Below are 14766 nucleotides of genomic sequence, written 5' to 3'. Positions count from 1 at the left end.
ATCTTAAAAGAGCTCGTGACAAGCTTCAGTGCTTGACCTGAGAGTACGGCAAAATTCTAGAATTTTGAATAAATTTCCGTAATATCTTAAAAGAGGTCGTGACAAGCGTTAGTGCATGACCTGAAAGTACGGCAAGATTCTTGGTTACTTGAGATATTGCCGTACTGCCCCACCCCCCCCCGCGAAAAACGATTTTCAAGAAATCATCCGTATGTAGAGGAAACCCCACATTGACGATAAACTCGCTTTTGTGGGGGTTGTTTTTTGTGTATTTATTTCTTTTAACTCAAATATAATTAAAAGTTTTTACATAAATTGACCATCTCAATAGCAGTTGTAGCAGCATCAAATCCCTTGTTGCCAGCCTTAGTTCCGGCTCTCTCGATTGCCTGCTCTATATTATCTGTAGTCACAACACCGAATATTGTTGGAACACCTGTCTCCAATCCTACTGCTGCAACACCTTTGCTCACCTCATTACATACATAATCATAGTGAGTTGTTGATCCCTTTATCACCGCACCAAGGCAGATAACAGCATCGTACTTTCCTGATGCAGCCATCTTCTTAGCTACCAATGGGATTTCAAATGCACCCGGAACCCAAGCAATATCCACGTCTTTTTCTGTGTCAACATCATGTCTCTTGAGCGCATCTTCTGCTCCTCCAACAAGCTTGGAAACGATAAACTCGTTAAATCTCGCTGCAACAATACCTACTTTAATCCCACTTCCTGTGAGTTTTCCTTCTAAAACTTTCATTAGTTCCTCCATTCTGAGAATATTTCTCTTAAAATATATTGTACAAAACTATCTAGTCGACTTTGTCTTCTTTGATATAGTTTGTCATGTGCTGCATCTTTTCCTGCTTTGTCAAGAGATACTTAAAGTCATCTCTCTTAGGCTTGATCTGAATTGGAACGCGCTCCTCAATAGTTATTCCGTAACCACTTAAACCTGCAATCTTGGTTGGATTGTTGGTCATCAACCTGAGCTTCTTAACTCCCAAATCACACAAAATCTGGGCACCAATTCCATACTCTCTGAGGTCTGGTGGAAAACCAAGCTTCACATTGGCCTCCACAGTATCATATCCCTGCTCCTGAAGTTCATAGGCCTTTAACTTATTTATAAGTCCAATTCCTCTTCCCTCCTGCCTCATATAGAGAAGTATTCCTCTTCCCTCTTTGGCAATCATCTTCATGGCACTTTCCAACTGTTCTCCACAATCGCATCTATTGGAGCCAAATACATCTCCTGTCAGACATTCTGAATGAACTCTACAAAGTACCGGCTCACCGTCAGATATATCACCCATGGTCAGCGCTACGTGATGTTCTCCGTTGAGTTTATTAACATATCCCTTGATCTCAAAATCACCATATTTACTTGGGAGCTTTGCGTCTGCTTTTCTCTCCACAAGCATCTCGCTTTCCAATCTCTTGCGAATTATTTCCTCAATGGTGATAACCGTAAAGCCATGTTCCTTGGCAAAATCAAAGAGTTCCGGGGTTCTCATCATAGAACCGTCTTCTCTCATAATCTCGCAACAAAGACCACATTCCTTGAGACCCGCCAACTTCATGAGATCGACAGTTGCCTCCGTATGGCCTGCTCTCTTGAGGACTCCTCCCTCTCTGGCCTCCAGTGGAAACATATGTCCGGGTCTTCTGAAATCCTCAGGCTTTGCATCGTCACTGACTGTGCGAATCGCTGTCAAAGAGCGCTCAAAAGCGGAAATACCGGTTGTAGTATCCACATGATCAATAGAAACCGTAAAGGCTGTAGAATGATTATCTGTATTTACATCAACCATCTGCCCCAAATCAAGCTTATTGCACATTTCACTGCTCATAGGCATACATATAAGCCCCTTTGCCAAGCTTGCCATAATATTGATGTTCTCAGGCGTCGCATGCTCTGCGGCACATATGAGATCACCTTCATTCTCTCTGTCCGGGTCATCAATTACCAGAATCACTTTCCCATCTCTGAGATCTCTGAGGGCATCCTCCACAGTTCCAAGTCTATTATCATCCTGCATATTTATTCTCCTTTATTCTCTATTAAACTTAATAAATATTTATATAAAGCCGTTTTCAGCAAGAAAACTCTCAGTAAGCTTAGTCTCTCCTCCAGTATTGTTCTTCGAATCATCTGCTGAAGCTCCGCCAAGCACAAGTTTTTCGACATATTTTCCTATAATGTCACACTCCAGATTAACCTTGTCTCCAACTTTTCGATCAATCAGATTGGTCTCTCCTTGAGTATGCGGAATCACAGAAACACTAAAGCTAGAATCCGTCACCTCAGCAACTGTGAGACTAATTCCATCTATTGCTATAGATCCTTTTTCTACGATATATCGTAAAATTTTCCGACTGACACTTATCTTGTACCAAATAGCAATCTCATCTCTGTGAATACTCTCGATGGTTCCAACACCATCCACATGTCCGGCTACAATATGGCCGCCAAATCTTCCATTAGCTGCCATAGCTCTCTCGAGATTTACTCGCGTCCCCTTAGTCATATTTCCAAGTGAACTTCTATCCATGGTCTCGGTCATCACATCCGCTGTATACCTGCTACTTCCCATGCTTGTGATAGTCAAACATACGCCATTAACGGCAATGCTATCTCCTGGCTTTGCATCTTCCAAAACCTTGCTGCACTTAATCGTGAGCTGCCCGGAAGTAGCTCCTCTCTTAATATTCTCAATAATACCAATCTCTTCAATAATTCCTGTAAACATCTAATTTAACACCTGTTCCTCAAAGTCTACCAGTCACACAAATATCATTTCCCAAAGTGATTATCTCTGTCTTGTTCAATTCCAAAGCATCCCGCATCAATTGGATACCACATCCCTCAACGGGACTCTTGGCATCACAACCGCCAATAAGCTTAGGCGCAATATATGCATATACTCTATCAACCAGTCTTTCCTTCAAAAATGATCCGTGAATGCTTCCACCGCCCTCTACTAGGACACTGTCTATATTTCTCTCTCCGAGAATATCTAGCAGGCAATCAAGATTAACCTGGTCTTCTCCTTCAATTCTAATACATGTTATACCCTTTTCCTTTAATTTGTCAACTGCTCCAGGATTTTCTTTCGTATATACTACAATTGTAGATATATCTTTGGCAGTCCTTACAAGGTTGCATTCAAGAGGAACTCTAAGCTTGGAATCAAGGATTACTCTTACGGGATTCACTCCTCCATCCAGCCTGCAATTTAGCATTGGATCATCTGCTAAAACTGTATCTATTCCAACCAATATGGCGGAATATTTGTTCCTTAATTGGTGAACATGATTTCTTGCAATCTCACCGGTAATCCACTTGGAATCACCTGTATATGTGGCAATCTTGCCATCTAAAGTCATGGCATATTTCATTGCAACAAATGGTCTATTACTTGTGATATAGTGGAAAAAAATCTCGTTTAACTCAAGGCATTCTCCCTCAAGAACACCTGTCTGAACTTCAATTCCATGTTCTCTAAGTATCTTGACTCCATTCCCGGCAACTTTGGGATTTGGATCCATGGATCCCACATATACTTTTGAGACATTATTTTCAATTATAATATCTGTGCAAGGTGGGGTCTTGCCCTGATGACAACATGGCTCGAGAGTTACAAAAAGCTCCGCTCCACTGGCATCTTCCTCACACCTCAAGAGAGCATTTCTCTCAGCATGAAACTCACCATATTTCTCATGGCATGCCTTGCTAATTATCCTGTCATCTTTTACCACAACACAGCCAACCATGGGATTTGGAGACGTGTGTCCTTCTGCTGTTCGGGCTATTTCCAAAGCCTCTTGCATATATCTTTCTTCTCTATTCATAATATCTCCTATGGGTATTATGGTGCAACCCAATCACCGTTAATGCCCTGATGTCTCCACTTATCATTTTCCTCGCTATACGAATACACAGGCATGTACTGATAGTCATTATTCTTTTTCAGAGACTTGTAAATATACTTGAGCGGAACCCTATGTCTGTTGTGATTAGGATCTCCGGAGTCCGCCAAAAACACTGTATCATCAGTCTCATTATATAGAAAAATAGTCACATAGTGGCCACTTGTATTCTTCCAATATATCTCACTATCGTCACTGGAGACAACTACGAGAGTTGCCTGACTGGCCTTGACACTTTTTTTGAAACGAGCATAGGTCGTCTTCTTGCGAAGTCTGTTCTCACACCCCGCATATCTCAGCACTTTACTCATCTGTTGCCATGAAATAGCGCATCCACCCGGATAATGAGTTATCTTCTTGCTATATTTATATATATCAATGGGCGATGATGAATAGTATACTCCCTCCGTAGCACTGCTGGAAATAGTCGTATAAATATTCGCCATGCAGCAAAATCCACAACCGAATGCGCCAAACTTGGCACCGTCATGCTCCTCTTGGCTCCACTTTCCGGACCATGCAATTCTCTGTTCCCACGACTTTGGTCCTTGTAAGAAAGAAAACACTTTATCCTCCGGGTCCACTTCCTCAGCGGAAGTCGTATCTACTATAGGTGCACTTGGCGGAGACGCAACAACTGGTGTGGCCGATGGCTCTGCACCTTTTCCCCGTTCCATCTCACTTTTCAATGTGAACGGAATCATTAATACTACCGCTAATAAAATAACAAAAGATATGGTAAAAGCTATTCTAATATACTTGTTATTTTCCATATTTCTCAACCTTTATAGTATATTTCCCCTTCTTAGTTTCTCTAATAATTCCATCATACTGGAATTTACCCATACCTCTTACGCTCACAATATCGCCGTCTCCAAGAGTTCCTGCGTTATTTTCCATCTGACGACCATTTACAAAAATAAGCTTATTTCTAAACATATTTACTGCCGCAGATCTTGACAATTTATAAACTTTGGCTATAATGGCATCAATTCGAGGCGAGGAAACTATATGTTCTTCCGGTATTCTCTCCGGTTCGTATTCCACAGAAAGCTCGTCCTCTACCTTGAGTTTTACATTAGTTCTCCTTATCTTAGTGAGATTATCAAGGATGAACTCAGTAATGTCTCTCAGGCAAAACACATACCAATCCTTGTCACCGATAATAATATCTCCGAGCACCTCTCTCTTGATTCCAAGATTGATGAGGGCTCCCAACACATCTCTATGCCCTAATTTTTCAGAAAACTTCTTGGACAAGGGTTCTATATGGATTATATCTACTGGGAACTTCTCCTCATAGCCAAGATACTCCGGATCTCCAAATCTGACAACACATCTCGAGGCCATCTCATAACCACCATATATATCACTTCGCACAAAATCAATATCATCTTTTATTGAATAGTACTCCGCAACTTCTGCCTCTGACAGAAAAGATGTAAATGTATATTGATTATTATTATATGCCCTATTTGCCAAGTCTATAATTCTCTTATTAAACTCCATTGTATCGCCTTTTAAAACAGCAAATTTACTTGAAGCAAAGCTCCAAGCAAATTGCATATTAGTTATATTATTTTACTTCGATTTTTTCCATTCCACCCATGTATGGTCTGAGGGCTTCCGGAATATTTACCGAACCATCTTCATTGAGGTTGTTCTCAAGAAATGCAATCAACATACGAGGTGGTGCGACAACTGTGTTATTAAGTGTGTGCGCAAAGTACTTTCCGTCCTTGGAATTTACTCTAATCTTAAGTCTTCTCGCTTGAGCATCGCCGAGGTTCGAGCAACTTCCTACCTCGAAGTACTTTTTCTGTCTCGGAGACCAAGCCTCAACATCAATTGACTTAACCTTCAAATCAGCAAGGTCACCTGAACAGCATTCCAAAGTTCTAACAGGAATATCGAGACTTCTAAACAAGTCAACTGTATTCTGCCAAAGCTTATCGAACCACATCATGCTATCCTCTGGTTTACAAACGACGATCATCTCCTGTTTCTCGAACTGGTGAATTCTGTAAACACCGCGCTCCTCGATTCCATGGGCACCCTTCTCCTTTCTAAAGCAAGGAGAGTAACTTGTAAGAGTTTTAGGAAGTTCCTCTTCCGGTAAAATCTTGTCGATAAATTTACCAATCATAGAATGCTCACTTGTTCCGATTAGGTAGAGATCCTCTCCCTCAATCTTGTACATCATGGCATCCATTTCCTCAAAACTCATAACGCCTGTTACTACATTGCTTCTGATCATGAAAGGAGGAACACAATATGTAAATCCTCTGTCAATCATGAAGTCTCTTGCATATGCGATTACTGCTGAGTGAAGTCTGGCAATATCTCCCATCAAGTAGTAGAAACCATTTCCTGCCACATCTCTTGCAGCATCAAGGTCGATCCCGTCGAATTTTTCCATAATATCTGTATGATATGGAATTTCAAAATCAGGCACAACCGGCTCACCGAATTTCTCTATCTCAACATTCTCTTCGTCATTCTTTCCGATTGGAACACTGTCGTCGATAATATTAGGAATTACAAGCATAATCTCGCGAACCTTCTCAGCAAGCTCTGCTTCCTTGGCCTCAAGCTCCTCAAGTCTCTTGGCATTCTTCTCAACTTCCGCCTTCATAGCTTCAGCTTCTTCCTTCTTGCCCTGTGCATAAAGGCCACCAATTTCCTTGGAAATCTTCTTTCTGCTGGCACGGAGTGCATCTGCCTCTCCCTTCGCCTCACGACTCTGCTTGTCGAGCTCTATCACCTCGTCAACTAGAGGTAACTTCTTGTCCTGGAACTTTTTCTTTATGTTCTCTTTTACAATATCAGGATTCTCTCTTAAAAATTTAATATCTAACATCTTTGTTTTTCCTCCAAAAATCTTTATTATTCAAAGCTATCTGCTTCATTTTTTTCTTTATTTTCATCGCCATTAACAGGCATTGCGCTCCCATTTTCCGGGGCACTTGATTCCTTCTGACTGTTATTAGCATTCTTATTTTTTCTGTCAGTCTTGGAATATCTGGTTATATTATATGTTCTTGTTATCTCTCTGTACTCTTGCTTGGTCTCCACATAACAGAGATAGAAATCCTCGTCATCTGCCGCGAAGAAATCCAGCAACTGCACTTCGCCACCTACGCTCTCTTCTTCAACTTCCGTCACAAGAGTTAAGTCTTTGTCTGTCTGGTAGCTGTCAGATCTGTAAATTCCAGCTGGCGAATAGAAGTATAGCGCCCATGTGTTAGGATTTACGGAGTAGAACCAATCCGCATCCATCACCGCTTCATCAATATTATCTCCCATTTCATTCATAACTTCCTTGTCCGGAATGCTAGCTACCTGAAACTTCTTAGTCTCTGGCGAGAGATATATATACTCGCTCTCAAGGAATCCCACTCTCTTTCTCTGTGTCACAAGAACACCTATATTCTCGATAGTCTGGCCACTTTCTCCATCTACAAGTGTTCCCGAGAAAACTCCACTCTCCTCTTTGATGAGAAGAATGTTCCCATCCTCAAAAACATGATAATCAGAGATGATATTCTGATTTCCCGGCTCGTCTCTTCTTCTCTGACCGGCCATGACCAATCCATCTCCCTTGGTATCAAATCCCGGAAGTAAAATCTCATTGACTGTATCCGAGTCCTCTCCCAATTCAAGGATAGAAACATATGGCACAACTTCAGTGAGTTTCTTGCCCTTAGTTTCCTGGTCTTCCTTCATGTAATATGTGAAGACACAGTACAATGTTCCGTTATCCCCTCGTCTAAACTGACTGATTGTGAACTTGGTCCAAGGATACTGCTCCTTTTTGTTATTCATGAACTTACTAAGAGCATTTTCACAGAGTTCTTCATTCTTCCAACTCTTCTTGTTCTCCTTGAGGGTGAACCTGGAGACACTCGCAGTATACTCCTCTCCCTCTCTGTTTACCTTAGCCGAGTAAACAGCGGGATTACCCTGAAGATCTGCAACAAATCCCGAGAAATCATTGCCAGTATAGGTGCCATCATAGCTAAACTCAGCATCTAACGCATCAGGAATCTCTAAGTCTTCCTTCTGATACAGCACTTTTTCTTCCTGCTTTGGCATCTCTATAGGCTCTATCTTCTTCTCTTCTTTCTTAGTGCAAGCCGAAGAAGATATGAGCATAACCCCTACCAAGCACGCACTGAGCACTCTAGTCAGCTTATTTCTATTCTTAATCATCATTCGAATCCCCTTTTTATCATTGGAAAATTATAGAATCATCGATAACTGGATTCTCTTCTTTTCCATGTCCACAGCGAGAACCTTAACCTCAACTACATCACCTACACTCACAACCTCAAGCGGATGCTTGACAAATTTCTTATCTGTGAGCTTAGATACGTGAACGAGTCCGTCTTGGTGCACACCAATATCTACAAATGCGCCAAAATCTATAACATTTCTCACTGTTCCCTTTAATATCATTCCCTCTGTCAAATCCTTCATCTCAAGGACATCTGTCCTAAGTACCGGCTTAGGCAATTCTTCACGAGGGTCTCTACCCGGCTTTTCAAGTTCCTTTATGATATCCTTCAATGTGATTTCGCCAATGCCAAGTTCACTTGCGATCTTGGCCTTATCCTTTGCCAACAACGAGAGGCCTACCAAACCACCTTTGATATCATCCTTGGAATAACCAAGCTTATCTAATAGTTTTTCTGCAGCTTCATATGACTCCGGATGAACACTTGTGCCATCCAGTGGATTGTCACCATCGCTGATTCTCATAAATCCGGCGCACTGCTCAAAAGCCTTAGGACCAAGTTTTGCAACTTTGAGAAGTTGTTTTCTATTCTTAAACTTTCCATTCTCTTCTCTATATGCAACAATATTCTTAGCTATCGGCTTTGAAACACCAGAGACATATTCAAGCAAAGAAGCTGATGCTGTGTTGAGGTCAACTCCTACATTATTAACGCAGTCCTCCACAACTCCGTTAAGCTGGTCTGCCAACTTCTTCTGATTCATATCATGCTGATACTGTCCAACACCAATTGACTTTGGATCAATCTTTACTAACTCCGCCAATGGGTCTTGCAATCTCCTCGCAATAGAAACTGCACTTCTCTGCCCAACATCGAACTTAGGAAACTCCTCTGTGGCAAGCTTACTTGCCGAATATACAGAAGCTCCAGCCTCGTTAGTAATAACATATTGAACAGGCTTGTTGATTTCCTTCAACATATCTACAATTATCATCTCAGACTCTCTTGATGCCGTACCATTTCCGACTGAAATAAGTGAGATGTTGTATTTATCAATCATAGCCTTGACTATCTTCTTCGTCTCCGCAACTTTATTCTGTGGCATAGTTGGATAGACAACAACTGTATCTAACACTTTTCCGGTCTCATCTACAACTGCCAACTTACATCCCGTTCTAAAAGCAGGATCCCAACCCAAGACAACGCGTCCAGCGATTGGTGGTTGCATCAATAATTGAGTCAAGTTCTTGCCAAATACTTTAATGGCTCCATCCTCCGCCTTCTCTGTCAGATCATTTCTAATCTCTCTCTCAATCGAAGGCGCAATAAGTCTGCTATAGCTGTCTTCTATAGCTTCTTTCAAATATTTTGCACTATCCGAATTCTCTTTTTTGATTATTTGTTTTTCAAGATATCTGATTATCCTCTCCTCCGGAGCTTCAATCTTGACTGTAAGAAATTTTTCTTTTTCTCCTCTGTTAATAGCGAGAATCCTATATCCGGCAATCTTCTTTATAGCCTCGTCAAACTCATAGTAGTTCTCATATACTGACTTTTCATCCGGATTCTTCGCAGAGGATACAATCTTACCCTCATCTGCTGTCGCCTTACGAATGTAAAATCTATAATCAGGTTCATCTGCAATCGACTCCGCAATTATATCCTTCGCACCTGCAATAGCATCGTCAATTGTAGCTACAATCTTAGAATCATCATCTGCTTCTATCACAACATAGGCCTTTGCCTCTTCTTCGATAGAGTCCGCCTGTTGCAAAAGAATAATATTAGCAAGACCCTCGAGCCCCTTTTCCTTAGCGATAGTCGCTCTTGTGCGCCTCTTAGGTCTATATGGTCTATACAAATCATCTACGACAACTTGTGTCATAGCATCTTCAATCTGCTTTTTGAGTTCAGGAGTAAGCTTACCCTGCTCCTCGATACTCGCCAAAACTTGTTCTTTCTTCTCCTGAAGATTTCTCAAATATACAAGGCGCTCGTGGAGATTTCTAAGCTGCTCGTCATTCAGCGCTCCATGCTTCTCCTTGCGGTATCTGGCAATAAAAGGTATAGTATTGCCCTCGTCAACCAACTTAACTACTGCTGCTACCTGTGTTTCCTTAATGTTTAGCTCTTCGGCTATCTGTCTATTAATGTTCATGTTTTCCTACCACAGGCGTGTTGTCTCGGATTCGCGCGCCTGCCTCACGAATCACCGGGAAAAATATTCCGCAATTAATTGTTTCTTTATCTCAATTCCTGACTACGTCTAATCTTATTAGCTATTTTATTCTTATACATGATGTCGTCACTTTCATTCATATAGCTTTCAATAGTATCATTAGAAGTCGGAATTCCTATCTTATAACCACAGCTTGCGTAAACAAAATATGGTTTATTGGATTTCTTATTATAGTTTTCAATACTGGCATTAAAGTTATTAATCCACTCTATAACTTCTTCTTCGCCCTGGCACGGGAAGATAACTTCAAACTCATCTCCACCAATTCTTGCGCCAATCTGACCATGATGAGCTGCTTCTCGAATGGCATATCCAACGCTCTTGAGAGCCGAATCACCTTCATGATGTCCGTAGATATCATTTATAGGCTTTAAGCCGTCCATGTCAATTGCCATAACACATATCATAGTTTCAGCTGCTCGCGCCTGAGAAAACTGCATTCTCGCGTACTTCTCAAATCCACGTCTGTTATATAAACCGGTTAATACGTCCTGAACATACATATTCTCTAATTCGTCTATAAGATTATTCATCTTCTTCTGAATTCGCTGGGATTGTATGAAGTTGGCAATTGCTATATTCCATCGTATATTTGCACCCGGATTGTCCTTTGAGTGATCAAAACTCATTGCAGCATATCCAAAGCACATATCCTCATGATGTATAGGTGAAAAATAAAAACATACCGGTTCTTCCTTTACAACATCAGGCGGAAGAAGACTCCTCTTGTCAAACTTGACATCTACTCTTCCTCTATCCTTCCTATCTGTCATATCAACCCACAATCTCATCTTATCCGTGAAACCGTGCATAGTTTTAACATCCTGGTCAAAGTCCTCTCTTAGGCATATATAATAATTGGTAAAATTATCAAAATTATAAATATAAATCTTTACCACATTATGCAAGTCTCTAATATCTTTTGCCTGATTGAGTTCAATTGTGAGGAAACTGATCTGCATCTCAAGATTTTCCTTATAGAGCTCAGTTTTGTGCTCGAGAATTCTTCTTCTCATGGACTCGCGGTTGACACAATCATTACATCCGCAGGATTCATTTATGAGAAGCTTAGTATCCGCATAAAGCGTCTCCACCTCACCATCTTTTTCATGTTCTAATATGAGATTAACTGCCTTATAGGCCATATCTTCAAAATCGACATAAACAGTTGACAATGCCGGCAAAAATGACTGCCCTGAAGGATCTCCGTCATATCCGGTTACAATTACATCTCCCGGAACTTCATATCCTCTTCTGTACAGTTCTTCTATAACTGCAATTGCCATAACGTCATTGGCACATGCAATCGCCCCAGGAATTTTCCCATTGGCAAAGAAATAATCACATGCTTCTTGAGCTTTCCCTCGCCAAAAATCTCCATAGAAGATTCTATCTTCTCCAACCGTAAGCCCGTTGGCTTCCATCGAATTTTTATAACTTTGAGCACGCAACTGCGCATCTTTTCTTTGCTCAGGCCCAGTCATAAAAGCTATATCATCAACATGATGGTGATTAATTAAATGGTCTATTATTCCATCCATAGCATGCAGATCATCTACCAAAACATTGGAAAAATCCGGCACATATTCTCTGAGACTTACCACCGGACACTTTGCCTCTTCCCTTATCTTGCGCAAAACATATGACTTTCCTGCTTCCGATGTAAATGTCTCAAGCGCAACAATAATGCCATCTAGTTCGTCATATGGTGGCAAATCAAATATGGACAACTCTCCTGTCAAATGGTTAGAGCTCTTCCCATATTCGCCGAACGTATTAAAGACAGCTAAATTATACCCCATTTGTTTGGTTCTCTTCTCTAAGGCCTTGCATATCTGAACTTGGAATTCACCATTGAGATTATATAACAACACCCCTATTGTCTTTCTCCCATTCGAATACATACTTAAATCACCTCACACTAAAATCCTTTTTCTTATCTCCGAGACTTTCTCGTCCCCAACGCCTTCTTAACCATTTCTACGAGAATGTCTCTCTTGTTGTCCTCTGGATTGACAACCACATGATCCAACAATTCCCTCAACAGTTCTCCGACTTCCGGTCCCGGCTCCACACCAAGCCCTATGATGTCACCACCCGAAATATCCAATTCAGATATTGACATGGGGTCATCATTAATCATTATCCCTTTGAAAATACACTCTGTGTCATCTAAATGACTTTCCTTCTCTCCTCTGAGATATTCACTCTGAGCTCTGATATCTGCTCGCTGCAACACAAGCAAAAAGCTCATCGCATCCTTGCCCACTTTACTGAAAAACCGCCTTGTTTTCTTCAATCCATCTCTGTATCTATACTCGTGATATCTCACAAGCCTAGAAACCATATCGATAGTTTTATTGTCAAACTTCAATCGCCTCAGAATTTCCTTGGCAAGCTTCTCTCCAACCACATCGTGACCATAAAAATGGTCTATTCCTTTGTCATCCGTGGTCTTGCGGGATGGTTTTCCCACATCATGCAGCAACGCAGCTAAGGACAATATAGTCTCTGTCTTCACGTCACTGTCCATATGCCTATAAGGGCTACAAATCTCATCTTCGGGAAAACACTTATATATTTTCTGAATCTCTTCAACAGCCTTGAGAGAGTGAATCCCCACCGTATAACGATGGTGCGGATTGTTCTGCTCCGTTTCAAGCATGTTCTTAAACTCAGGAAAATGTTCCGTCAAAAGTCCCAATTCACTGGCAACCACCAGTTTATCCGGATTATCCGACAACAACAGCTTAGTAAGCTCTACTCTGACTCTTTCCGCACTGACATTGACAATTGTGTGGGAAAGGCTTCTCATAGCCTCCAAAGTATCCTTCTCTATATCAAATCCAAGCTGTCCTGCAAATCTGACGCCTCGCAACATACGCAACGCATCTTCGTCAAATCGCTCCAAGGGATTGCCAACGCACCTGATGATGCCAAGTTCCAAATCCCTCTCTCCCCCATATAAGTCTATCAAACCTGTCTTGGGATTATATGCCATGGCATTGATAGTAAAATCTCTTCGCTTTAGATCCTCTTCCAGACATGGGGCAAACTCAACCTTGTCAGGATGTCTATGATCGGAATATTTTCCATCCAAGCGGTAGGTCGTTACCTCAAACCCCTCTTTGTCACACATCACGGTAACTGTTCCATGCTCAATCCCCGTGTCTATGGTTCGCTGAAATATTCGCTTCACATCCTCAGGCAGAGCAGATGTGGTTATATCCCAATCTTCGGGTTCTCTGCCAATAATAGCATCTCTAACACACCCTCCGACAACATATCCTTCATATCCTGCTGCCTCAAGTTGCTCCAATATCCAATTGGCTTTCTGTGGAATCTTCACTATCATACCTCGCCTCTGGCTCACATTTACTTCGCGCCATACTCCTCAAAGTAGGCATCAATCTTTGCCTTCATCTCATCATCAATCAAAACTTTTCCAAGGCACTCCTTGTTGTGAAGGCACTCTATAACTTCAGCCATATTTACAATGGCATTGGTCTCAAATCCATAGAGATCCTTGATCTCATCCAAGGCACACTTGTCGCCCTTTCCCTTTTCCATTCTATTGAGGCTGACCATGAGACCTAAAATCTCCACGTCGCCCTGGGCCTTTACAATCGGAATCGTCTCTTCCATGGATTTTCCGGAAGTAGTAACGTCCTCGATGACAACTACTCTGTCTCCATCCTTTATCTTACTTCCAAGCAATATTCCCACATCACCGTGATCCTTGGCTTCTTTTCGATTGGAACAATATCTGATCTCTTTTCCATAAAGCTTGCTAAATGCAATTGCAGTAACGACGCTTAATGGAATACCCTTATATGCAGGTCCAAACAAAACATCAAAGTCGTCTCCATAAGCCGCATGAATCGCCTTGGCATAATACTCTCCAAGTCGTGACAACTGCGACCCAGTCACATAGGCCCCTGCATTCATGAAAAATGGACTTTTTCTTCCGCTCTTCAATGTGAAGTCTCCAAACTTCAATACATCGGACTCTACCATAAACTCTATAAACTCTTTTTTGTACTGTTCCATAATCGATTCTCTCCTTCGGTTTGTCTTGAATTCTCTAGCTTTCGGAACATTTTACCGAAATTCTAGACACACACAATTATTATAACATTTTAAGGGATTTCTAGCAAGTATAAAGAACAATTTTCTTCATTAGCCGTATGTAACGCAGGGCGCAGAAAAAAAGGGGCTGTCGCACTAAGACAGTCTAAAAACAGGAAGAGGCCAACCGACTCCTCTCGGGGCATGCCAAATCCTTCTTTTTCAAATAGGCATGCCCCTCACTCCTTCTCAATCAAGTCTCTCCCCCTCTCGGGGCATGCCAAATC

12 protein-coding genes are annotated in these 14766 nt (G+C 41.5%); all 12 read right to left on the bottom strand.

Annotation, left to right across the window (positions count from 1 at the left end; genetic code table 11):
• Nucleotides 1–296 precede the first annotated feature (296 nt).
• Entirely contained in the window at nucleotides 297–761 is a 465-nt protein-coding gene (ribH, locus tag L877_RS0104045; RefSeq protein ID WP_026834995.1) for a 6,7-dimethyl-8-ribityllumazine synthase, read from the bottom strand.
• A gap of 52 nt (nucleotides 762–813) precedes the next feature.
• Nucleotides 814–2043, bottom strand: coding sequence for a bifunctional 3,4-dihydroxy-2-butanone-4-phosphate synthase/GTP cyclohydrolase II (locus tag L877_RS0104040; RefSeq protein ID WP_026834994.1), 1230 nt, complete (start codon nucleotides 2041–2043; stop codon nucleotides 814–816).
• A gap of 39 nt (nucleotides 2044–2082) precedes the next feature.
• Nucleotides 2083–2754: a riboflavin synthase gene (locus L877_RS0104035; protein ID WP_026834993.1), complete on the bottom strand. Its 672-nt coding sequence runs from the start codon at nucleotides 2752–2754 to the stop codon at nucleotides 2083–2085.
• A gap of 19 nt (nucleotides 2755–2773) precedes the next feature.
• Nucleotides 2774–3856 (bottom strand): bifunctional diaminohydroxyphosphoribosylaminopyrimidine deaminase/5-amino-6-(5-phosphoribosylamino)uracil reductase RibD, encoded by a 1083-nt coding sequence (ribD, locus tag L877_RS0104030; RefSeq protein ID WP_084554758.1) that lies wholly within the window; start codon nucleotides 3854–3856, stop codon nucleotides 2774–2776.
• 17 nt (nucleotides 3857–3873) lie between these two features.
• Nucleotides 3874–4707, bottom strand: a complete 834-nt coding sequence (locus tag L877_RS12085) for a cysteine peptidase family C39 domain-containing protein (protein ID WP_051437666.1) — start codon at nucleotides 4705–4707, stop codon at nucleotides 3874–3876.
• On the bottom strand, nucleotides 4697–5500 hold the full coding sequence (locus L877_RS0104020; protein WP_051437665.1) for a YlmH/Sll1252 family protein: 804 nt from the start codon (nucleotides 5498–5500) through the stop codon (nucleotides 4697–4699). Before L877_RS0104020 ends, L877_RS12085 begins: the two co-directional genes overlap by 11 nt.
• A gap of 10 nt (nucleotides 5501–5510) precedes the next feature.
• Complete coding sequence (gene serS / locus L877_RS0104015) at nucleotides 5511–6794, bottom strand: serine--tRNA ligase (protein WP_026834990.1); 1284 nt, start codon at nucleotides 6792–6794, stop codon at nucleotides 5511–5513.
• A 26-nt stretch (nucleotides 6795–6820) separates the two neighbouring features.
• Nucleotides 6821–8149: a hypothetical protein gene (locus tag L877_RS13380; RefSeq protein ID WP_156922981.1), complete on the bottom strand. Its 1329-nt coding sequence runs from the start codon at nucleotides 8147–8149 to the stop codon at nucleotides 6821–6823.
• Nucleotides 8150–8176: 27 nt separating this feature from the next.
• On the bottom strand, nucleotides 8177–10330 hold the full coding sequence (locus L877_RS0104000) for a Tex family protein (RefSeq protein WP_026834988.1): 2154 nt from the start codon (nucleotides 10328–10330) through the stop codon (nucleotides 8177–8179).
• Nucleotides 10331–10416: 86 nt separating this feature from the next.
• Complete coding sequence (locus L877_RS0103995; RefSeq protein WP_026834987.1) at nucleotides 10417–12315, bottom strand: GGDEF domain-containing protein; 1899 nt, start codon at nucleotides 12313–12315, stop codon at nucleotides 10417–10419.
• A gap of 32 nt (nucleotides 12316–12347) precedes the next feature.
• The gene (locus L877_RS0103990) at nucleotides 12348–13766 is read right to left on the bottom strand and encodes a CCA tRNA nucleotidyltransferase (RefSeq protein ID WP_034785045.1); all 1419 of its coding nucleotides are present in this window, start codon (nucleotides 13764–13766) and stop codon (nucleotides 12348–12350) included.
• A 20-nt stretch (nucleotides 13767–13786) separates the two neighbouring features.
• On the bottom strand, nucleotides 13787–14461 hold the full coding sequence (gene pyrE, locus L877_RS0103985) for an orotate phosphoribosyltransferase (RefSeq protein WP_026834985.1): 675 nt from the start codon (nucleotides 14459–14461) through the stop codon (nucleotides 13787–13789).
• Nucleotides 14462–14766 lie beyond the last annotated feature (305 nt).

This window comes from Eubacterium xylanophilum ATCC 35991 (assembly GCF_000518685.1).
Lineage (GTDB): Bacteria > Bacillota > Clostridia > Lachnospirales > Lachnospiraceae > Eubacterium_F > Eubacterium_F xylanophilum.
The sequence above is the reverse complement of the archived record's forward strand: the minus strand, read 5'-3'. Positions and strand labels throughout refer to the sequence as shown.

What these genes read in the sequence shown, in the direction of transcription:
- L877_RS0104000 (WP_026834988.1), bottom strand. Translation starts at nt 10,330, where the DNA reads ATGAACATTAATAGACAGATAGCCGAAGAGCTAAACATTAAGGAAACA.
- L877_RS13380 (WP_156922981.1), bottom strand. Translation starts at nt 8,149, where the DNA reads ATGATGATTAAGAATAGAAATAAGCTGACTAGAGTGCTCAGTGCGTGC.
- L877_RS0103990 (WP_034785045.1), bottom strand. Translation starts at nt 13,766, where the DNA reads ATGATAGTGAAGATTCCACAGAAAGCCAATTGGATATTGGAGCAACTT.
- L877_RS0103995 (WP_026834987.1), bottom strand. Translation starts at nt 12,315, where the DNA reads ATGTATTCGAATGGGAGAAAGACAATAGGGGTGTTGTTATATAATCTC.
- ribD (WP_084554758.1), bottom strand. Translation starts at nt 3,856, where the DNA reads ATGAATAGAGAAGAAAGATATATGCAAGAGGCTTTGGAAATAGCCCGA.
- L877_RS0104035 (WP_026834993.1), bottom strand. Translation starts at nt 2,754, where the DNA reads ATGTTTACAGGAATTATTGAAGAGATTGGTATTATTGAGAATATTAAG.
- serS (WP_026834990.1), bottom strand. Translation starts at nt 6,794, where the DNA reads ATGTTAGATATTAAATTTTTAAGAGAGAATCCTGATATTGTAAAAGAG.
- L877_RS12085 (WP_051437666.1), bottom strand. Translation starts at nt 4,707, where the DNA reads ATGGAAAATAACAAGTATATTAGAATAGCTTTTACCATATCTTTTGTT.
- L877_RS0104020 (WP_051437665.1), bottom strand. Translation starts at nt 5,500, where the DNA reads ATGCAATTTGCTTGGAGCTTTGCTTCAAGTAAATTTGCTGTTTTAAAA.
- ribH (WP_026834995.1), bottom strand. Translation starts at nt 761, where the DNA reads ATGAAAGTTTTAGAAGGAAAACTCACAGGAAGTGGGATTAAAGTAGGT.
- pyrE (WP_026834985.1), bottom strand. Translation starts at nt 14,461, where the DNA reads ATGGAACAGTACAAAAAAGAGTTTATAGAGTTTATGGTAGAGTCCGAT.
- L877_RS0104040 (WP_026834994.1), bottom strand. Translation starts at nt 2,043, where the DNA reads ATGCAGGATGATAATAGACTTGGAACTGTGGAGGATGCCCTCAGAGAT.